Source organism: Pseudomonas sp. SORGH_AS_0211, from assembly GCF_031453455.1.
In the GTDB taxonomy this organism is placed as follows: domain Bacteria; phylum Pseudomonadota; class Gammaproteobacteria; order Pseudomonadales; family Pseudomonadaceae; genus Chryseomonas; species Chryseomonas aestiva.
The window spans coordinates 4,648,161-4,666,402 of the sequence record NZ_JAVIZV010000001.1 but is presented as its reverse complement, the minus strand read 5'-3'; the positions used below and the strand labels follow the sequence as shown (position 1 = coordinate 4,666,402).

The following is an 18,242-nucleotide window of genomic DNA, read 5'->3' as shown; positions in this document are numbered from 1 at the left end:
GGAGCTGCACATGCCGCATCGCTTTCGTCCCACCGTCCTGGTCCTCGCCCTGCTGTTCAGCGGCGTCGGAGTCGTCCAGGCGCAATCGCCGCAGAGCACGCCAGCTGCAGTGACGCCGGTCGCACCGGGCGCCGCGCCCGCGGCCCCGGCCAGCGCTCCGCTGCCGCTGGACGAGCTGCGCACCTTTGCCGAGGTGTTCGACCGCATCAAGGCGGCCTATGTGGAGCCGGTGTCGGACAAGGTCCTGCTGGAAAACGCCATCAAGGGCATGCTCAGCAACCTGGATCCGCACTCCGCCTACCTGGAACCCAAGGACTTCGCCGAACTGCAGGAAACCACCAGCGGTGAATTCGGCGGCCTGGGCCTGGAAGTCGGCCAGGAGAACGGCTTCATCAAGGTGGTCTCGCCCATCGACGACACCCCGGCGGCCAAGGCGCGCCTGCAACCGGGCGACCTGATCGTCAAGATCGACGGCCAGCCGACCAAGGGCCAGGCCATCAACGAAGCGGTCGACAAGATGCGTGGCAAGCCGGGCAGCCCCATCGTGCTGACCATCGTCCGCGGTGGCGGCCAGCCGTTCGACGTCAAGCTGGCGCGGGCGGTGATCAAGGTCAACAGCGTCAAGAGCCAGCTGCTCGAATCCGGCTACGGCCTACTGCGCATCTCGCAGTTCCAGGTGAATACCGGCGAAGAGACGGTCAAGGCCCTCGCCAAGCTGCGTCAGGAAAACAAGGGCAAGCTCAAGGGCCTGATCCTCGACCTGAGAAACAACCCGGGCGGGGTCCTGCAGTCGGCGGTCGAGGTGGCCGATGCCTTCATGACCCACGGCCTGATCGTCTACACCAAGGGCCGCCTGCCCAACTCCGAGCTGCGCTTCTCGGCCGATGCCGCCGATCCCAGCGAGAAGGTGCCCCTAGTGGTGCTGATCAACGGCGGCAGCGCCTCGGCCGCCGAGATCGTCGCCGGCGCCCTGCAGGATTCCAAGCGCGGCATCCTCATGGGTACCGACAGCTTCGGCAAGGGTTCGGTGCAGACGGTACTGCCACTCAACAACGACCGGGCGCTCAAGCTCACCACGGCGCTCTACTACACGCCGAACGGCCGCTCCATCCAGGCCCAGGGCATCACCCCGGACATCGCCGTGGCGCCGGCCAAGGTCACCCCCCAGAGTGGTGGCGACGAATACTTCCGCGAAGCCGATCTGGCCGGTCACCTGGGCAATGGCAATGGCGGCGCCGATCGGCCCACCGGCAGCAAGGCGCCGAACCAGAGTTCGCGCCCGCAGGATGACGACTTCCAGCTCTCCCAGGCGCTGTCGCTGCTCAAGGGACTCAACGTCACCCATACCCCGTGAGGGCTGGATGCTGGCTACTGGCCGGGGCACTCGCCCTGGTCAGCGCGCTTGCCCAGGCCGCCACCGCGCAGCTGACCATCGTCATCGACGACCTCGGGCAGAATCCGGCCCGGGACCGCCAGGTCCTGGCCCTGCCCGCGCCGGTGGTCCTGGCGATCATCCCCGAGACCCGCTACGCCGCCGAGCTGGCCGCCGCGGCCCACCGCGCCGGGCGCACCGTGCTGCTGCACCTGCCCATGGACCCGGCCGGCGGTCCCTATGCCTGGCATCCGGAGATGTCTTCGATCGAGCGGCTGCAACGCCTGGACCGGGCGCTGGAGCGGGTACCCGAGGCGGATGGGGTGAACAATCACGAAGGCAGTCGCATGACCGCGGACCGCCCGGCCATGGCCGAGTTGATGCAGGTCCTGCAGGAGCGTCACCTGCTGTTTCTCGACAGCCGCACGAGCGCCGCTACCGTGGCCGCGGCGGAAGCCCAGAAGATCGGCCTGGCCAGCGTCTCGCGCGATGTCTTTCTCGACAACGACGCCACGCCGGCGGCGGTGGCGGCCCAGCTGGCCGAAGGCGTGCGCCTGGCCCAGCGCCAGGGCAGCGCGGTGCTGATCGGCCATCCGCACCCGGCGACCCTGGCGGTGCTGGCCCAGCAGTTGCCGCTGCTCAAGGCCCAAGGCGTGGAAGTCATCGACCTGCCGCAGATGATCGCCCTGCGCGCCAACCAGGCCATGCCCGGGCACGGCCGCGCCGGTCGCTATCGCTAGCGACCGCCCGACGGCCTCCAGGCGTCACAGGTAGTTGTTGGTGATGCTGTCGATCACCCCTTCCTTGCGCATCTGCTCCAGGGCCGCCTTGAGGCGTGTCACCACTTCGTCAGGCGTGTCCTTGTTCAGCGCCAGATACTGATCCACCTCGTTGAAGCGAAGCAGCGTCTGCAAGCCGGTCACCCCCTGCTGCTTGGCGAGATAGCGGCCGACGGGATCGGCGGTAGCCCAGATATCGATCTGGCCTTTCACCAGCTTGTCGACGTTCTCCTGATCACGCAGGGCGTCGATGACCGGAATGCCCTGGGCGGTCAGCGTCTTGCTGATCACATCGTTGCGATAGGCACCGATGCGGTAGCGGGCGGCGTCCTTGAGCGTCTTGATGTCCAGCTTGCTGCCAGGCAGCGCCTGCAGGGTCCAGCTCGAACGGCCGAAGGGCCCCACCCATTTGAACTGATCCTTGCGCGCCTCGGTATAGGCGACGGAGAAGAGTCCGTAGTTGGGCGTCTCCTGGGTCAGCCGATAGATGCGATCCCAGGGGAAGCGCAGCGAAAGGCTGTACTTGATGCCCGCACGCCTGAACATCTCGCGGACGACATCGGTGGCGATACCGTCGATGGCGTCATCGCGGGCGAAGTTCTTGTCATCGACCGACATGTTGAAGGGGGGGTAATTCTCGGTCAGGAGCACGACCTGATAGTAATCCGGCAGCTCGGCACGGGCCTGGGTCAGGCCCAGCGTGCAACCCAGCAGTACCCCTGCAAGACGCAACCACAGCTTTTGCATTGCAACTCCCTGGCGACACAAGGCCGCATGTCCGAGGTTTCGTTGAGTATCCCTTTACAACGTTCAGCGCTCACTGCGGCTGGCCTCACCGCGGTCGTCAACGCTTCGCCGATCCCCGTCCAGCTGCCGGGCCAATGCGGAATCCCTGGCACCTCGCGTCCAGACAGGGCGCTAGCGAATGCTCACCTCCAGCGCAATTCGCAAGGCGCCCGCCACGCGGCGCCGCACTAGAGATAGTTGTTGGTGATGCTGTCGACCAGGCCTTCGCGGCGCATGGCATCCAGGGCCTGCTGCAGGCGGGTCACCACCTCGTCGGGGGTGTCCTTGTTCAGGGCCAGGTAGAGGTCGGATTCTTGGAAGCTGAGCAGGGTCTGCAGGTTGCTGACGCCCTGCTGCTTGGCCAGGTAGCGGGCGACCACATCGGTGGTGGCCCAGACGTCGATCTCGCCCTTCTGCAACTTGGCGATGTTCTCCTGATCACGCAGGGCGTCGATGGGGACGATGCCCTTTTCCTGGATCATCAGGCTCACGGCGGAATTCTTGTAGGCACCGACGCGCAGCCGGGCTGCCGTGGCCAGGTCCGGCACCTTGAGGGTGCTGCCGGCCAGCGCCATGAACACCTTGCGGGTCTTGCCCAGCGGCCCGACCCACTTGAACAGCGGCAGCCTGGACTCGGTGCGCGACACGGAGAACAGCGCGTAGTTGGGGCTTTCCAGGGTCAGGTTGTAGATGCGATCCCAGGGAAAGCGCAGCGAGAGGTTGTAGTCGATCCCGGCGCGCTTGAACATCTCGCGCACCAGATCGGCGCTGATGCCGTCGATGGCATCGTCACGCGCGAAGTTCTTGTCGTCCACCGCCATGTTGAAGGGCGGGAAGTTCTCGGTCAGCAGCACCACGCGATAGCCCGCTGGCAATTCCGCCCGGGCCGTCCCCAGGCCGAGGGTGCAACTCAACAGTACGGCGGCGATGGCCAACCAGGACTTGCGCATAGCTCTCTCCTCAGGCGACCGTCCGCGCCGATCGGCCCGCCGGGATCACAGATAACGATTGAAGATGGTCTGAACCGCGCCGCTCTGGCGCATCTCGTCGAGGGCTTTCTGCAGCTTCTGTACCACCTCGTCGGGGGTCTGCTTGTTCAGCGCCAGGAACAGCTCGCCGCTGTTGAAGCGCAGCAGCATCTTGAGTCCGGTCACGTCTTCCTGGCGGGCCAGGTAGCGGCCGGCGGGATCGCCGGTGGCCCAGACATCGATCTGCCCCTTGACCAGGCGTTGCACGTTTTCCTGATCGCGCAGCGCAAGATCCGGCTGGAAACCCTGCTGGACGAGACTCTCGGCGATGGCGTCGCCCTTGTAGGCGCCGATCCTGAGCTGCTGCTTGCGGACGTCGTCCAGGCTGCGCAGTTGCAGGTGGCTGTCGGCACGACCGAGCAGGACCCAGTCGTCCGGGCCGATGGGACCGACCCATTTGAACAGGGCCTCGCGCTCCGGCAGCCGGGCGGTGACGAAGACGCCGTGGTCGGGCTGATCCAGGGCCATGCCGTAGATCCGCTCCCAGGGAAATCTCAGGGTGAGGTTGTAGGAGATGCCGGCCCGCTTGCACATCTCGCGGACCATGTCGACGGCGATGCCCTTGAGCTCGCCCTCGCGGGCGAAGTTCTTGCCATCGACGGAGAAGTTGTAGGGCGGGAAGTTTTCCGTCAGCAGCGTCAGCTGATAACCCGCCGGAAGCTCCGCCCTGACCGCGGTGGATACCAGCAGCAAACCGGCCAAGCAGGCCCAGACTCCCTTGCGCACGCCCCTCTCCCTGCCGGCACCGCCGGTGCTTAAGATTTTGTGGAGCGTATCACAATCCCTTTTTCGGCCAGGTACCGTTTAGCCTCGGGAATGGTGCATTCGCCGAAATGGAAGATGCTCGCGGCCAGCACCGCAGAGGCCTTGCCTTCGAGGATGCCGTCGGCCAGGTGCTGCAGATTGCCGACACCGCCGGAGGCGATCACCGGGATGCCCACCGCCTCGCTGACGGCGCGGGTCACGCCCAGGTCGAAGCCGTTCTTCATGCCGTCCTGGTCCATGCTGGTGAGCAGGATCTCGCCGGCGCCCAGGCCTTCCATCTTCTGCGCCCAGGCCACGGCGTCGAGCCCGGTGGGCTTGCGCCCGCCATGGGTGAAGATCTCCCAGCGCGGGGTTTCGCCAGTGCCGCTGACGCGCTTGGCGTCGATGGCCACCACGATGCACTGGGAACCGAAGCGTGCCGCGGCTTCACCGACGAACTCCGGGGTGAAGACCGCCGCGGTGTTGATCGAGACCTTGTCGGCGCCGGCGTTGAGCAGGTTGCGGATGTCCTGCACGGTGCGCACGCCGCCGCCCACGGTCAACGGGATGAACACCTGGCTGGCCATGCGTTCCACGGTGTGCAGGGTGGTATCGCGGCCCTGGTGGCTGGCGGTGATGTCGAGAAAGGTGATCTCGTCGGCGCCCTGCTCGTTGTAGCGGCGGGCGATCTCCACCGGATCACCGGCATCGCGGATGTTCTCGAACTTGACGCCCTTGACCACGCGGCCATTGTCCACGTCCAGGCAGGGGATGATGCGTTTCGCCAGCGCCATGACTGAGCCCTCAGACCTTGAAGTTGTCGCACAGCGCCTGGGCCTCGGCGACGTCGAGGGTGCCCTCGTAGATCGCCCGGCCGGTGATGGCGCCGATGATGCCCGGGCTGCGCGCGTCGAGCAGGTTCTGGATGTCGCCCAAGTTGTGGATACCGCCGGAGGCGATCACCGGGATGCTAGTGGCTTCGGCCAGGGCGCGGGTGGCCGGCACGTTGCAGCCCTGCATCATGCCGTCGCGGGCGATGTCGGTGTAGACGATGGCGCTGACGCCGTCGGCTTCGAAGCGCCGGGCCAGGTCGGTGACCTGCAGCTCGCTGACCTCGGCCCAGCCGTCGGTGGCGACGAAGCCGTCTTTGGCATCCAGACCGACGATGACCTTGCCGGGGAAGGCGCGGCAGGCTTCAGCGACGAATTCCGGCTGCTTGACCGCCTTGGTGCCGATGATCACGTAGCTGACGCCGGCACGCACATAGTGCTCGATGGTTTCCAGCGAGCGGATGCCGCCGCCGATCTGGATCGGCAGGCCGGGGTAGCGCCTGGCGATGGCGGTGACCACCTCGCCATTGACCGGCTGGCCTTCGAAGGCGCCATTGAGGTCCACCAGGTGCAGCCGGCGGCAGCCGCCGTCGACCCACTGGGCAGCCATGGCCACGGGATCGTCGGAGAATACGGTGGAGTCTTCCATGCGCCCCTGGCGCAGGCGGACACAAGCACCGTCCTTGAGGTCGATGGCGGGGATGATCAGCATGGCAATACCTTGGCTCGGGGGTGAGGGCGATCTAGGGCTTTTCCAGCGCCCAGATGTCGCTTTCCAGGCTGTCGACACGCTCCCTGAGCAGGGTCTGCACGTCGGCAACCGCCTTGTTGTAGTACAGCGGCCCGCACTCGCGGGCGAAGAAATCCAGCAGTTCCTCGACTTCGAACCGCCCCAGGCGGACTTCGAAGCGATCGTCCAGCAGGGTCTGCAAGGCCGTGACCAGGCGCTGGCTCTGCTCGGGCTCGAGCGTCACCAGCGGCGCGGGCGGCTTGCGCGCCATTACCAGCGGCCGTCCCAGGCGAGGAAGTTGGCATAGAGCTGCAGACCGCAGTCGGCGCTCTTCTCGGGGTGGAACTGGGTGGCGAAGCGCGAGCCGTCGGCCAGCGCCGCGGCGAAGTCCAGGCCGTAGTGGCCGCGCCCGACCACCTGGCGCGGATTGCCGGCCTCGACATAGAAGCTGTGCACGAAATAGAAGCGGGCGCGATCGGGAATGCTGTGCCAGAGCGGATGGTCGAGCACATGACTGACCTCGTTCCAGCCCATGTGCGGCACCTTGAGGGTCTCGCCCTCTTCCTGCATGCCGCCCGGGAAGCGGCGCACGGCGCCGGGGAACAGGCCGATGCAGTCCACCCCGCCATTCTCTTCGCTGCGCTGCATCAGCGCCTGCATGCCGACGCAGACGCCGAGGAAGGGCCGATCCTGGCTGACTTCGCGCACCAGTTCATCGATGCCCTGGCGGCGGATCTCGGCCATGCAGTCGCGGATGGCGCCGACGCCGGGCAGTACGATGCGGTCCGCCTCGCGGATCACCGCGGGATCGCCGGTCACCAGCACCTGGTGGCTACCGGCGTGCTCCAGGGCCTTGGCCACGGAGTGCAGGTTGCCCATGCCATAGTCGATGACGGCTACCGTCTGCATCACAGGCACCCCTTGGTGGAGGGCATGACACCGGCCATGCGCGGATCTTCGCTGAGCGCCATGCGCAGGGCGCGGCCAAAGGCCTTGAACACCGTCTCGATCTGGTGGTGGCTGTTGACGCCGCGCAGGTTGTCGACGTGCAGGGTCACCTGGGCGTGATTGGTGAAGCCCTGGAAGAATTCGAGGAACAGGTCGACGTCCATGCGCCCCACGGTGGCGCGGGTGAAGGGCACGTTCCAGTGCAGCCCGGGCCGGCCGGAAAAGTCGATGACCACCCGCGACAGGGCTTCGTCCAGCGGCACATAGGCATGGCCGTAGCGCTGGATGCCCTTCTTGTCGCCGACGGCCTTGGCGAAGGCCTGGCCGAGGGTGATGCCGATGTCTTCCACCGTGTGGTGGTCGTCGATGTGCAGGTCGCCGCGGCAGTGGATATCGAGATCGATCAGCCCGTGGCGGGCGATCTGGTCGAGCATGTGCTCGAGGAAGGGGACCCCGGTGTCGAAGCGCGCTGCGCCCGTGCCGTCCAGATCCAGGGATACCTTGACCTGGGTTTCCAGGGTGTTGCGCTCGACGGTTGCCTTGCGTTCGGCCATAGCCTGCTCCGCGAAAATCGGTGGGCGAAAGGGCCGATATTATAGGGGCGCGGGGGCTGGATCGAAAGCGCGGCGGGACGAGGCGTCCCACCGCGCGGGGCGCCCGCGTGGGGACGCCCGGTTACCGTCCGGTTCGGCTGCGACTCAGCTGAACAGGGCGGCGGTCTTTTGCAGGGTGATCCAGATGCCCCAGGCCAGCGGGATGCCCACGGCCAGCCAGGCGGCGATGGCCAGCGGCTTGGTCTTGGGATCGGCGCTCCATTCCAGCACCTGGGCGCTGCCGGCGTTGCTGTCGTGGCCATTGGCGCGCTCGACGGCGAGCTCGGCCTCGGTCATGAAGTGCTTGTCGGCGACCGGACGCACCAGCAGGTTGCAGATGAAGCCCAGCACCAGCAGACCGGCCAGGATGTACAGGGTGATGTCGTACACCTGGGCGCGGGGGATGCCCATGCTCAGCTGGTACTCGCGCAGGTAGTTGACCAGCACCGGACCGAAGACGCCGGCGGCGGCCCAGGCGGTGAGCAGGCGACCGTGAATGGCGCCGACCATCTGGGTGCCGAACAGGTCGGCGAGGTAGGCCGGCACGGTGGCGAACCCGCCGCCGTACATGGACAGGATCAGGCAGAAGGCGAAGACGAACAGCGCCACGCTACCCAGGTGACCGGTCCAGGGCACGATGGCATAGAGCACGAAGCCCAGGGTGAAGAAGACGAAGTAGGTCATCTTGCGGCCGATGTAATCGGAGAAGGATGCCCAGAAGAAGCGACCACCGATGTTGAACAGGCTCAGCAGACCGGTGAAGCCGGCGGCGATGGCGGCGATCTGCTTGAGCTGATCGGCGCTGAGTTCACCATAGGCCAGGCCGTTGCCCAGCAGGCGGCCACCGAAGACTTCCTGCAGCAGCGGCGAGGCCATGCCGATGATGCCGATGCCGGCGGTCACGTTCAGGCAGAGCACGGCCCAGACCAGCCAGAATTGCGGGATGCCCCAGATCTTGCTCACGTGGACGTGGCGATTGGTGATCATGTTGCTGCCGGCCTTCTTGGTGGACGGCGTCCAGCCCGCGGGCTTCCAGCCGGTCGGCGGTACGCGGTAGCCCAGGGCGCCGCTCAGCATGAACACGAAGTAGATCACCGCCATGACCAGGAAGGTCTGCCAGACACCGATTTCGGTGGCCGACGCGAAGTGACGCATGAGAGCGTCGGCCAGGGGTGCACCCACCATGGCGCCGCCACCGAAGCCCATGATGGCCATGCCGGTCGCCATGCCGCGCTTGTCCGGGAACCACTTGATCAGGGTCGACACCGGCGAGATGTAGCCCAGGCCCAGGCCGATACCGCCGATCACGCCCGAACCCAGCCACAGCATCCAGATCTGGTGGGTATAGATGCCCAGGGCGGAGATCAGCAGACCACCGCACCAGCACAGGGCCGAGACGACCCCGGCCTTGCGCGGACCGGCGTGTTCCAGCCAGCCACCGAACAGGGCGGCCGAGCAGCCGAGGAAGATGAAGAACAGGGTATAGATCCAGCCGAGCTGGGAGATCTTCCAGTCACAGGTGGCACTGAAGATCTGCTCGAAGAAGCCCATCTCGACCGGGCAGGCCACGGCGGCGGTGATGCCGATCGCCTTGGACAGCGGCAGCCAGAAGACCGAGAAGCCGTAGGCCATGCCGATGCACAGGTGGATGGCCAGGGCGGCCGGCGGGACCAGCCAGCGGTTGAAACCGGGCCGGGCGACGATGCGCTCCTTGGAAAGGAAAGCCGGACGTGCCGAAGCGACACCGCCAGCAGTGAGAGTAGTGCTCATGGGTTCAGCCCTTTTCTAGTGTATTGCGTCCAGGCCGGTGGACATTCCCTGCACGCTTCCCCGTAAACGAGTCAAAGAAACGGCGCCAACCGACCAGAGGTGCGCGACATTAAAGCGCACCCTAGCCAACTGCCAGCCCTGCCCATTTGCCAGGGTACGGGCGGCATCAGCCATCCGACGAAACGGGCGAGTACCACGGCTGTCACAGCGCCGACACCTCGATGTCATCGGGCGCGACCGAGCCCCTATACTGGCCAGTCGCGCCATCGCCCGTCGGAACAGGAATTTCCTCGTCATGAAAGCTTTCGCCAAAGTGCTGGGTATCGTCCTCGTCGGCCTGCTGCTCCTGCTGGTCGCCGTAGGCTTCGCCCTCACCCACCTGGTCGATCCCAACGACTACAAGGACGAGATCCGCCAGCTGGCGCGCGAAAAGGCCAACGTCGACCTGCAGCTCAAGGGGGATATCGGCTGGAGTCTGTTCCCCTGGCTGGGGGTCGAGCTGCACGACGCCACCCTGGCCAGCGCCGCCACCCCCGATCGCCAGCTGGCGCAGGTGCAGCGGCTGATTCTCTCGGTCCGCCTGCTGCCGTTGCTGCTGCGCCGTGACCTGGAGATGAGCGACATCAAGATCGACGGCCTGGACCTCACCGCCAGTCGCGATGACCAGGGCCGTACCAACTGGGCCGAGATCGGCCGACCCGCACCCAAGGCGCATACGGGCGCCGCGCCGGCCGATACCTCCGCGGGCAACCCGGGCGAGGCGACTGCGGGACGCCAGCCGCTCAAGCTCAATGTCGAGAGCCTGACCGTGCGCAATTCTCGGGTCGAATACAGCGATGCCCGCAACGGCGCCCGCTATGCCTTCGAGGGTATCGACCTGGAGACCGGGGCCATCTATGCAGGCACGCCCATTCCCATCAAGCTGGCCGGCACCGCCAGCACCACTCAGCCGCCGGTCAACGCCACCGTGCTGCTCAATGGCGAATTCCGCTTCGATCCGGCCAGCCAGCAGTACGCCCTGGACAATCTCCAGCTGACCGGCGACGCCAGTGGCGAGCCCTTCAACGGCAAGCTGGTCAACTATTCCGCCAGCGGCCAGCTGGCCGTCGACCGCCGCGCCCAGACCGCCGAGTGGACCAGCCTCAAGCTCACCGCCAACGACCTCAAGGCCCTGGGCGATCTCAAGCTGACCGGCCTGGAGAGCGATCCACAGCTGGCCGGGCGTGTCTCCATCGCCCGCCTGGACCTGCGCGCCTTCCTCGACAGTATCGGCGTCGAATTGCCGGCCATGGCCGATGCCAAGACCCTGCAGCGCTTCGAGATGAATGCCCAGGTGCAGGCCAGCCGCAACGCCCTGGCGCTGGACGACTTCAATTTCCAGCTGGACGACAGCCTCCTCAAGGGCCGGGTCGCCGTGGCCGACATCGCCCCCCGCGCCTTGCGCGTCCAGCTCAGCGGCGATCGCCTGGATCTGGATCGCTATCTGCCGGCCAAGGCTGCCGCAGCGCGCCAGGCCAATGGCGCGCGCCAGGAAGAGGTGGCCCAGGTCGATGCCATCGCCACCCAGGGCAACTCGCCGCTGCCCGAGGCGCCGACCCAGCACGCCTGGAGCCAGGAAACCCTGCTGCCGGTGGAGCGCCTGCGCAGCCTGGACGCCGAGGTCGACCTCGGCCTGCAGCACCTGACCCTCAATCGCCTGCCCTTCGAAGGCGCCAGCCTCAAGGCCAGGGCCGCCGATGGCCAGCTGCAGCTCAGCGCCCTGGAAGGCGAGCTGTTCGGTGGTCGCTTCGAGGCCAACGGTGCCCTCGACGTACGCGGCGCCCAGCCGCAACTGACCGCCCGCGAGCGCATCAAGGGCGTGCCGGTGGAACGCATCCTCCAGGCCCAGGGCCAGAAGCCGCCGGTGGAAGGCCTGCTCGATCTGGACGCTGATCTGCGCAGCTCGGGTGCCAGCCAGCGCACCCTGATCGACAACCTGGGCGGTACCGCGCGCTTCGCCCTGCGCAACGGCCAGCTGATCGACGCCAATGTCGAAAGCCAGCTGTGCCAGGGCATCGCCCTGCTCAACCGCAAGCCGCTGGAGCTGCCCCATGGCGGCCAGAACACGGCCTTCCGCCAGTTGAGCGGCAGCCTCAGCATCGTCAACGGCGTGGCCCGCAACCAGGACCTCAGCGTCAGCGTGCCCGGCCTTGCGGTGAAGGGCGCGGGCGACATCGACCTGCGCACCCTCGGCCTGGACTACCGGCTGGGCATCACCGTGCAGGGCGACACCAATGCCGCTTCCGACCCCGGCTGCCAGGTCGGCGAGCGCTATGCGGATATCGAGTGGCCCCTGCAGTGCCGCGGCCCCCTGGAGCTGGGCGCCAAGGCTTGCCGCCTGGATCGCGAGGCCATGGGCCAGATCGTCGCGCGCGCCGCCGGCAATCGTCTGAACGAAAAAATCGAAGAGAAGCTCGGTGATAAGATCAGCCCCGACATCCAGAACGCCATCCGAGGGCTGCTGCAACGTCGATGACTGATGACGACTTTGGTACCGCCGTGCTGGCCTGGTACGACCTGCACGGTCGCAAGGACCTGCCCTGGCAACAGGGCGTGACGCCCTATCGCGTCTGGGTCTCGGAGATCATGCTCCAGCAGACCCAGGTCGCCACCGTACTGGGCTATTTCGATCGTTTCATGCAGGCACTGCCTACCGTCGAGGCGCTGGCCGCGGCTCCGGAAGACGAGGTCCTGCATCTCTGGACCGGTCTCGGCTACTACAGCCGCGCGCGCAACCTGCACAAGGCCGCCAAGACCGTGGTGGAGCGCCATGGCGGCGAATTCCCCCGTAGCGTCGAGGCCCTGGCCGAGTTGCCCGGCATCGGTCGCTCCACCGCCGGCGCCATCGCCAGTCTGAGCATGGACATTCGCGCCCCGATCCTCGACGGCAACGTCAAGCGCGTCCTGGCCCGCTACACCGCCACCGCCGGCTATCCCGGCGAACCCGCCGTGGCCCGCCGCCTGTGGGAAGTGGCCGATCGCCTGATGCCCCGCGAGCGGGTCGGCCCCTACACCCAGGCGATGATGGACCTGGGCGCCACCCTCTGCACCCGCAGCAAGCCCAGTTGCCTGCTGTGTCCGGTCAAGCCGGGCTGCCGCGCCCATCTGCTGGGCCAGGAAACCGCCTTTCCCACGCCCAAGCCGCGCAAGACCCTGCCACAGCGGCAGACGCTGATGCCGCTGTTCGTCAACGACGCCAATGCCGTGCTCCTGCAGCGCCGTCCCTCGACCGGTCTCTGGGGCGGTCTCTGGGGGCCGCCGGAGGTGGCCGATGCGGTCGAGCTCGAAGCCCTCGCCGAACGCCAGGGCCTGATCATCGACGAACGCCAGGCGCTGCCCGGCCTGGTGCACACCTTCAGCCACTTCCAGCTGGCCATCGAACCCTGGCTGGTACAGGTGGACCACCGCCAGCACCGCGTGGCCGAGGGCGACTGGCTTTGGTATAACCTCGCGTCCCCGCCGCGCCTGGGCCTCGCCGCCCCGGTGCAGAAACTGCTCAAGCGCGCCGAGCAGGCGCTCAAAGGAGAACCCGCATGACCCGCACCGTGATGTGCCGCAAGCACAAGCAGGAGCTGCCCGCCCTCGATCGTCCGCCCTATCCTGGCGCCAAGGGCGAAGACATCTATCAGCACGTCTCCAAGCAGGCCTGGGAAGAGTGGCAGAAGCACCAAACCATGCTCATCAACGAGCGGCGGCTGAACATGATGAACGCCGAGGATCGCAAGTTCCTGCAGGCCGAGATGGACAAGTTCCTGTCCGGTGAAGACTACGCCCAGGCCGAGGGTTACGTGCCCCCCAGCGTCTGAGTCGACGGCTAAGCGCCCGAAAAATCTAAATATTTTCGGGCCCACTGTTGACACAAGGTCGAGAAACGCTTTTAATGCGCCCCGTTGCCCAGGTAGCTCAGTTGGTAGAGCAGGGGATTGAAAATCCCCGTGTCGGCGGTTCGATTCCGTCCCTGGGCACCAAGACAAGCTTCCGGATCCTGCGGGATCCGGAAATCAGAGAAACCGGCCTAGCGCCGGTTTTTTTGTGCCTGCGATAGTTGCCCGCCGGCCTTCAGAGCCGGTCGCGCCACCACGCCCCTTTCATGCCGTCCAGGCTGCCCTTGCAACGACCCGCGCTGCCGGCATCTGGCCCAGAGATGCTCGGATGCCGTCTTGCTCACGCCGGTGCCGGGGCTGCGTCCACCGCGCCGAGATGGATCGCCAGCCATACCGTGGCGACCGCGGGATCGGTGTAGGTCACCCAGTGCTCGGTATCAGCCGGGATGAACAGCGTACTGCCCGGTTCGAGCACCACCTCCCGCCCCTCCAGGGCGATCCGTGCAGCGCCCTTCAGCAGCAGCACCCATTCCTCATGGGCCTGCCGCCAGGGCGCCTCCACCGGCGTCGTCTGGCCCTGGGAGACGATCCGTTCGATGCGGCAGCCAGGTCGCTCCAGCAGGGAGATGAACACCTCCGCCGCGGAGGCATCGGGCAGGTCGCGCAACAGATTGAGCATGACGTTTTCTCGCTGGGCCTCGCGCCAGGGCGCGCTAAGGTGATCCAGACTGCGCCTGTCCGATCAGGCGCTCAAGTCTCGCAGGGATCTGCGCCCCCGGGAGTCGCCATCATGGCCTCAGGTGTTCTGCCATTTGCGGTCAAGAGTGCGATCCGCCCGACCTTTTCACGAGGTCATCCCCCAGCGGTACAGGATTTCGGCGATGATCGAGCGCAGGAGCGGCAGCCTGTTCAGGACGCCGCTCGACCTTGGCTGGCCATCGGGCGCAGCCAGACCTCGCATAAGGCGCACGGAGGCGCTCACTGCATGCCCATCCCCTCGATCCCCCTTGTCGCTCCCACCCTGCCGGGCGTTCTCTCCCAGGAAGCCGTCGCTCAGCCCGGTCCGCTTGCCGGCGAGCCCACCGCACCCTTCTGGCTCAGACTCCTGAACGGCGTCAGCCTCTGGCTGAACCGGTTGTTTCTCGGCCTGGTCATGGCGCTGATCGGCTTTACCTTATGGCACTGGTGGCAGGGATGAAGCGGCGTCTGGATCAGCTGGAGCTGACCATCCTGATGTGCGGCATCGGTCTCTTGGCCATGGCGCTCATCGTCGCCGTGGGCATGCAGGGCCTGGACTGGGCCTGAGCCGGCGGACGGCCTTACCGGACCTTTACCTGGCCTGACGTCCGCTGACCGCCAAAGGTGTTTCATGGTGACGCGGCCCATCGAGCGCCGCGAGGAGAGCACCATGGCATCGCGAGCGTCGTTGATTCTGCTGTTGACCGCCACCCTGACCGCCAGCGGCCTGGCTGCCGCCTACGAGGGTCCCGATCAGGAGCAACCCTGGGCGAGTCGCCCCGCGGTGGTCGCCGAGGGCGGCGAATTCCTGCCGGCAGGCGAATTTCGACGGCATCACCGGCATCACCCCTATTACCGCAGGGATCGCTATCCCTACAGCTATTACCAGCCCTACCCGCAACCGGGTTATGGCGCCCCCCGCTGGCGGCCGGTACCGCGGGGCTACTACCCCTACCAGCCGGCCTATGAACCCCGCCCCTATTACGGCCCACCCCGCCATTGGTGAACTGCTTGGCATCACGGCGGCGAGATGATGGCCTTTTGCGATGAGCCACACAGGGCGATGTTTGCCAGAGGAGCAGAATGCCATCACCCATTAGGCTTTAGGGCGCTGCCAACATGTATGAGAGAGACGATGTAATCTGCATGGCCTGCCTTGCGACCATGGCCGCGGCCTTCACCGGCTTCATCATGGTGATGGTCCTGCTGTAATCGCCAGATAGACGAAACCCCGCCGAGGCGGGGTTTCGAAGGCGGTATGGCAAGGTCCTAGATAGGACGACTGCCATATTTGCTGTCGGGTTTCTTGGGCGGATCGGCGACTACATTGGCGTCGATCTCCTGGACCCTGCCACCACGGGCCAGGAAGTCCTGCATGGCCTTTTCCAACGCATCCCGCTCGCGCTGCTTGGCTTCCACCGAAGGCAGTTCCTCGGGCTCGGCTTCACGCTTTTTCTTGGCCTTGCTCCCGGACGCGGGCGCTTCGCTTTCCCCGCTTTCCTCCTGCTCGGCGTCGTCGGTTGCGGCAGCGAAGTCTTCGTTATCGCCCTCTTCTTCCGCGCCTGTCTCCAGGTCGTCCTGCTCCAGATCTTCGTCGCTCATAAACCGCCTCCACACACTTTGGCAAAATCGGACCGCGCGTTTTGACGCGGCCTCCTAAAAAAAATTCCTGGCTATTCGCCTTGCAGCGTCGCGATCAGTCGCCGTGCGCCGCCCTGGTCGCGATGCTCGCCCAGATAGATGCCCTGCCAGGTTCCCAAGGCCAGGCGTCCCGCCTGGACCGGCAGACTCAGGCTGCAGCCGAGCAGACTGCTCTTGAAATGCGCGGGCAGGTCGTCCGGCCCTTCGTAGTCGTGTTCGTAACCGGCCTGTCCCTGGGGCACCAGCCGATTGAAGAATCGCTCGAAGTCGCGACGCACCGCCCCATCGGCATTCTCATTGATGGTCAGCGAAGCCGAGGTGTGCTGCAGCCAGAGGTGCAGCAGGCCGATTCGGCATTCGCCAAGCTCGGGCAGTTGCTCCAGCACCTCGGCGGTGACGAGATGGAAACCACGCGCCCGCGCGCGCAGGGAAAAGGTCCGCTGCAGCCACATGAACAACCCCCGCCGACTGACTGGGCGCGCATTCTAGCGCGACGATCGGAAAAGCAAAGCGGTGATTGCACACCGCTGGCGTGCAGTCTAGACACAGCAGGATGGCGGTTGTTCCAGCCGTATGGCGGACATGAAAAAGGCGCCTCGCGGCGCCTTTTTCCAGAGCGGCGGCTTACAGGTTGTAGCCACGCTCGTTGTGCAGGGTGAGGTCCAGACCCACGGTTTCCTCTTCCTCGTTGACTCTCAGACCCATGACCACGTCCAGCACCTTGAGGATCACGAAGGTGACGATACCGGTGTAGACGATGGTGAAGGCCACGCCCTTGAACTGGATGAACAGCTGAGCGCCGATATCGGTGACGGTGCCGAAGCCACCCAGGGACGGGGCGGCGAAGACACCGGTCAGCAGGGCGCCGACGATGCCGCCGATGCCGTGCACGCCAAAGGCGTCCAGGGAGTCGTCGTAGCCGAGCTTGCGCTTGAGGCTGGTGGCGGTGAAGAAGCAGATCACGCCAGCGGCCAGGCCGATGATCAGGGCGCCCATGGGACCGGCGGTACCGGCGGCCGGGGTGATGGCGACCAGGCCGGCGACCACGCCGGAGGCGATGCCCAGGGCGCTCGGCTTACCGTGGGTGATCCACTCGGCGAACATCCAGCCCAGGGCGGCGGCGGCGGTGGCGATCTGGGTGGTCAGCATGGCCATGCCGGCGGTGCCGTTGGCAGCGGCGGCGGAACCGGCGTTGAAACCGAACCAGCCGACCCACAGCATGGCGGCACCGACCAGGGTATAGCCCAGGTTGTGCGGCGCCATGGGAGTGGTGGGATAGCCCTTGCGCTTGCCCAGGACCAGGGCCGCGACCAGACCGGCCACACCGGCGTTGATGTGCACCACGGTGCCGCCAGCGAAGTCCAGTACGCCCCAGTCCCACATCAGGCCGCCGTCACCGCTCCAGACCATGTGGGCGATGGGCGCGTAGACGAAGGTGAACCACAGGCCGGTGAAGACCAGCATGGCGGAGAACTTCATGCGCTCGGCGAAGGCACCGACGATCAGCGCGGGGGTGATGATGGCGAAGGTCATCTGGAAGGTAACGAAGACGCTTTCCGGGAACAGGGCGGTGGCCGAGGTCACGGCATCATGCTGCAGACTGGACAGGAAGGCCTTGCCCAGACCGCCGATGAAGGAATTGAAGTTGGTGACGCCCTTCTCCATGCCGGTGGTGTCGAAGGCCAGGCTGTAGCCGTAGACCATCCACAGGATGCTGATGAGACCGGTGATGGCGAAGCATTGCATCATCACCGAGAGGACGTTCTTGGCACGCACCATGCCGCCATAGAACAGCGCGAGACCCGGGATGGTCATGAACAGCACCAGGGCTGTCGAGACCAGCATCCAGGCCGTATCCCCGCTGTTGATGGCTGGTGCCGCAGCCGCTTCCTGGGCCATGGCCAGGCCCGGCAGCGCTACGAAAGACATGAGGGCTCCTAGCCCTGCGTAGGTGCGCAGAGTCATCGTTGTTTCTCCTGGGGCTCGTGTGGGGTTGGGCGGTCGGTTAGCGCGTCAGATGGCGTCTGTGTCGGTTTCGCCGGTGCGGATGCGGATGGCCTGCTCGAGATTCACCACGAAGATCTTGCCGTCACCGATCTTGCCGGTGTTGGCGGCCTTGGTGATGGCCTCGATGACGCGGTCGAGCTGATCGTCGGCGATGGCGACGTCGATCTTGACCTTGGGCAGGAAGTCGACGACGTATTCGGCGCCGCGATAGAGCTCGGTGTGGCCCTTCTGACGGCCAAAGCCCTTGACCTCGGTAACGGTGATGCCTTGCACACCGATCTCGGACAGCGACTCACGCACGTCGTCGAGCTTGAACGGCTTGATGATGGCGGTGACTAGTTTCATGAACTTCTCCCGATTGAGTTGACTGGCCCCAGGAAAACAAACCCCGGCCCAAGTCTAGCGCAGTGACC

Annotated in this window: 21 protein-coding genes and 1 tRNA gene; 8 read left to right on the top strand and 14 right to left on the bottom strand. The window is 66.0% G+C overall.

The annotated features are described in order from the left end of the window. Positions 1-10: 10 nt before the first annotated feature. Complete coding sequence (locus QE393_RS21595; RefSeq protein ID WP_310045558.1) at positions 11-1,354, top strand: S41 family peptidase; 1,344 nt, start codon at positions 11-13, stop codon at positions 1,352-1,354. Beyond that, entirely contained in the window at positions 1,351-2,112 is a 762-nt protein-coding gene (locus QE393_RS21590; protein WP_310045556.1) for a divergent polysaccharide deacetylase family protein, read from the top strand. Before QE393_RS21595 ends, QE393_RS21590 begins: the two co-directional genes overlap by 4 nt. A 24-nt stretch (positions 2,113-2,136) precedes the next feature. Here the strand turns inward: QE393_RS21590 and QE393_RS21585 are convergent, their stop codons facing one another. From QE393_RS21585 to QE393_RS21545, 9 genes are all read right to left on the bottom strand, one after another. After that, positions 2,137-2,898, bottom strand: coding sequence for an ABC transporter substrate-binding protein (locus QE393_RS21585; RefSeq protein WP_158892934.1), 762 nt, complete (start codon positions 2,896-2,898; stop codon positions 2,137-2,139). Between the two features lie 227 nt (positions 2,899-3,125). After that, positions 3,126-3,887 carry a transporter substrate-binding domain-containing protein gene (locus tag QE393_RS21580; protein WP_310045554.1) on the bottom strand — a complete coding sequence of 254 codons (762 nt, stop codon included), beginning with the start codon at positions 3,885-3,887 and terminating at the stop codon, positions 3,126-3,128. A gap of 45 nt (positions 3,888-3,932) precedes the next feature. Further along, the gene (locus QE393_RS21575; RefSeq protein WP_310045552.1) at positions 3,933-4,691 is read right to left on the bottom strand and encodes an ABC transporter substrate-binding protein; all 759 of its coding nucleotides are present in this window, start codon (positions 4,689-4,691) and stop codon (positions 3,933-3,935) included. Positions 4,692-4,720: 29 nt separating this feature from the next. After that, entirely contained in the window at positions 4,721-5,503 is a 783-nt protein-coding gene (gene hisF / locus QE393_RS21570; RefSeq protein WP_310045551.1) for an imidazole glycerol phosphate synthase subunit HisF, read from the bottom strand. A 10-nt stretch (positions 5,504-5,513) separates the two neighbouring features. Further along, a complete protein-coding gene (gene hisA / locus QE393_RS21565; RefSeq protein WP_007159787.1) occupies positions 5,514-6,251 on the bottom strand; it encodes a 1-(5-phosphoribosyl)-5-[(5-phosphoribosylamino)methylideneamino]imidazole-4-carboxamide isomerase in 738 nt (245 codons plus the stop codon). A gap of 31 nt (positions 6,252-6,282) precedes the next feature. Beyond that, entirely contained in the window at positions 6,283-6,540 is a 258-nt protein-coding gene (locus QE393_RS21560) for a DUF2164 domain-containing protein (protein ID WP_007159788.1), read from the bottom strand. Continuing rightward, entirely contained in the window at positions 6,540-7,178 is a 639-nt protein-coding gene (gene hisH, locus QE393_RS21555; RefSeq protein WP_183632598.1) for an imidazole glycerol phosphate synthase subunit HisH, read from the bottom strand. The genes QE393_RS21560 and hisH overlap by 1 nt, the downstream gene beginning before the upstream one ends. Further along, positions 7,178-7,771 (bottom strand): imidazoleglycerol-phosphate dehydratase HisB, encoded by a 594-nt coding sequence (gene hisB, locus QE393_RS21550; RefSeq protein ID WP_058768514.1) that lies wholly within the window; start codon positions 7,769-7,771, stop codon positions 7,178-7,180. Before hisB ends, hisH begins: the two co-directional genes overlap by 1 nt. Positions 7,772-7,915: 144 nt before the next feature. Further along, a complete protein-coding gene (locus QE393_RS21545) occupies positions 7,916-9,580 on the bottom strand; it encodes an OFA family MFS transporter (RefSeq protein ID WP_133861991.1) in 1,665 nt (554 codons plus the stop codon). 295 nt (positions 9,581-9,875) lie between these two features. Between QE393_RS21545 and QE393_RS21540 the strand changes: the two genes are divergently transcribed. The 4 genes from QE393_RS21540 (at position 9,876) to QE393_RS21525 (ending at position 13,587) form a co-directional block, all read left to right on the top strand. Then, positions 9,876-12,095: an AsmA family protein gene (locus QE393_RS21540; protein ID WP_310045548.1), complete on the top strand. Its 2,220-nt coding sequence runs from the start codon at positions 9,876-9,878 to the stop codon at positions 12,093-12,095. Continuing rightward, the gene (gene mutY / locus QE393_RS21535) at positions 12,092-13,156 is read left to right on the top strand and encodes an A/G-specific adenine glycosylase (protein ID WP_310045547.1); all 1,065 of its coding nucleotides are present in this window, start codon (positions 12,092-12,094) and stop codon (positions 13,154-13,156) included. The genes QE393_RS21540 and mutY overlap by 4 nt, the downstream gene beginning before the upstream one ends. Beyond that, a complete protein-coding gene (locus QE393_RS21530; protein WP_310045546.1) occupies positions 13,153-13,425 on the top strand; it encodes an oxidative damage protection protein in 273 nt (90 codons plus the stop codon). Before mutY ends, QE393_RS21530 begins: the two co-directional genes overlap by 4 nt. 86 nt (positions 13,426-13,511) lie before the next feature. Further along, a tRNA-Phe gene (locus QE393_RS21525) sits at positions 13,512-13,587 on the top strand. 196 nt (positions 13,588-13,783) lie between these two features. On the opposite strand, the gene QE393_RS21520 is transcribed toward QE393_RS21525, so the two are convergent. After that, positions 13,784-14,122 (bottom strand): cupin domain-containing protein, encoded by a 339-nt coding sequence (locus QE393_RS21520; RefSeq protein WP_310045544.1) that lies wholly within the window; start codon positions 14,120-14,122, stop codon positions 13,784-13,786. A 306-nt stretch (positions 14,123-14,428) separates the two neighbouring features. On the opposite strand from QE393_RS21520, the gene QE393_RS21515 reads away from it, so the two are divergent. Then, positions 14,429-14,641 carry a hypothetical protein gene (locus QE393_RS21515; protein ID WP_310045542.1) on the top strand — a complete coding sequence of 71 codons (213 nt, stop codon included), beginning with the start codon at positions 14,429-14,431 and terminating at the stop codon, positions 14,639-14,641. Between the two features lie 171 nt (positions 14,642-14,812). Further along, complete coding sequence (locus QE393_RS21510) at positions 14,813-15,187, top strand: hypothetical protein (RefSeq protein WP_310045540.1); 375 nt, start codon at positions 14,813-14,815, stop codon at positions 15,185-15,187. Positions 15,188-15,450: 263 nt separating this feature from the next. On the opposite strand, the gene sutA is transcribed toward QE393_RS21510, so the two are convergent. From sutA to glnK, 4 genes are all read right to left on the bottom strand, one after another. Then, positions 15,451-15,783, bottom strand: a complete 333-nt coding sequence (sutA, locus tag QE393_RS21505; RefSeq protein ID WP_183632585.1) for a transcriptional regulator SutA — start codon at positions 15,781-15,783, stop codon at positions 15,451-15,453. A 71-nt stretch (positions 15,784-15,854) separates the two neighbouring features. Further along, on the bottom strand, positions 15,855-16,274 hold the full coding sequence (locus QE393_RS21500) for a secondary thiamine-phosphate synthase enzyme YjbQ (protein WP_273805728.1): 420 nt from the start codon (positions 16,272-16,274) through the stop codon (positions 15,855-15,857). 172 nt (positions 16,275-16,446) lie between these two features. Beyond that, positions 16,447-17,787 carry an ammonium transporter gene (locus QE393_RS21495; protein ID WP_133861998.1) on the bottom strand — a complete coding sequence of 447 codons (1,341 nt, stop codon included), beginning with the start codon at positions 17,785-17,787 and terminating at the stop codon, positions 16,447-16,449. 48 nt (positions 17,788-17,835) lie between these two features. Beyond that, a complete protein-coding gene (gene glnK / locus QE393_RS21490; protein WP_003096476.1) occupies positions 17,836-18,174 on the bottom strand; it encodes a P-II family nitrogen regulator in 339 nt (112 codons plus the stop codon). Between the last annotated feature and the right edge of the window lie 68 nt (positions 18,175-18,242).

What these genes read in the sequence shown, in the direction of transcription:
- QE393_RS21595 (WP_310045558.1), top strand. Translation starts at nt 11, where the DNA reads ATGCCGCATCGCTTTCGTCCCACCGTCCTGGTCCTCGCCCTGCTGTTC.
- QE393_RS21585 (WP_158892934.1), bottom strand. Translation starts at nt 2,898, where the DNA reads ATGCAAAAGCTGTGGTTGCGTCTTGCAGGGGTACTGCTGGGTTGCACG.
- QE393_RS21580 (WP_310045554.1), bottom strand. Translation starts at nt 3,887, where the DNA reads ATGCGCAAGTCCTGGTTGGCCATCGCCGCCGTACTGTTGAGTTGCACC.
- hisF (WP_310045551.1), bottom strand. Translation starts at nt 5,503, where the DNA reads ATGGCGCTGGCGAAACGCATCATCCCCTGCCTGGACGTGGACAATGGC.
- hisA (WP_007159787.1), bottom strand. Translation starts at nt 6,251, where the DNA reads ATGCTGATCATCCCCGCCATCGACCTCAAGGACGGTGCTTGTGTCCGC.
- QE393_RS21560 (WP_007159788.1), bottom strand. Translation starts at nt 6,540, where the DNA reads ATGGCGCGCAAGCCGCCCGCGCCGCTGGTGACGCTCGAGCCCGAGCAG.
- hisH (WP_183632598.1), bottom strand. Translation starts at nt 7,178, where the DNA reads ATGCAGACGGTAGCCGTCATCGACTATGGCATGGGCAACCTGCACTCC.
- hisB (WP_058768514.1), bottom strand. Translation starts at nt 7,771, where the DNA reads ATGGCCGAACGCAAGGCAACCGTCGAGCGCAACACCCTGGAAACCCAG.
- QE393_RS21545 (WP_133861991.1), bottom strand. Translation starts at nt 9,580, where the DNA reads ATGAGCACTACTCTCACTGCTGGCGGTGTCGCTTCGGCACGTCCGGCT.
- QE393_RS21540 (WP_310045548.1), top strand. Translation starts at nt 9,876, where the DNA reads ATGAAAGCTTTCGCCAAAGTGCTGGGTATCGTCCTCGTCGGCCTGCTG.
- mutY (WP_310045547.1), top strand. Translation starts at nt 12,092, where the DNA reads ATGACTGATGACGACTTTGGTACCGCCGTGCTGGCCTGGTACGACCTG.
- QE393_RS21530 (WP_310045546.1), top strand. Translation starts at nt 13,153, where the DNA reads ATGACCCGCACCGTGATGTGCCGCAAGCACAAGCAGGAGCTGCCCGCC.
- QE393_RS21520 (WP_310045544.1), bottom strand. Translation starts at nt 14,122, where the DNA reads ATGCTCAATCTGTTGCGCGACCTGCCCGATGCCTCCGCGGCGGAGGTG.
- QE393_RS21515 (WP_310045542.1), top strand. Translation starts at nt 14,429, where the DNA reads ATGCCCATCCCCTCGATCCCCCTTGTCGCTCCCACCCTGCCGGGCGTT.
- QE393_RS21510 (WP_310045540.1), top strand. Translation starts at nt 14,813, where the DNA reads ATGGTGACGCGGCCCATCGAGCGCCGCGAGGAGAGCACCATGGCATCG.
- sutA (WP_183632585.1), bottom strand. Translation starts at nt 15,783, where the DNA reads ATGAGCGACGAAGATCTGGAGCAGGACGACCTGGAGACAGGCGCGGAA.
- QE393_RS21500 (WP_273805728.1), bottom strand. Translation starts at nt 16,274, where the DNA reads ATGTGGCTGCAGCGGACCTTTTCCCTGCGCGCGCGGGCGCGTGGTTTC.
- QE393_RS21495 (WP_133861998.1), bottom strand. Translation starts at nt 17,787, where the DNA reads ATGACTCTGCGCACCTACGCAGGGCTAGGAGCCCTCATGTCTTTCGTA.
- glnK (WP_003096476.1), bottom strand. Translation starts at nt 18,174, where the DNA reads ATGAAACTAGTCACCGCCATCATCAAGCCGTTCAAGCTCGACGACGTG.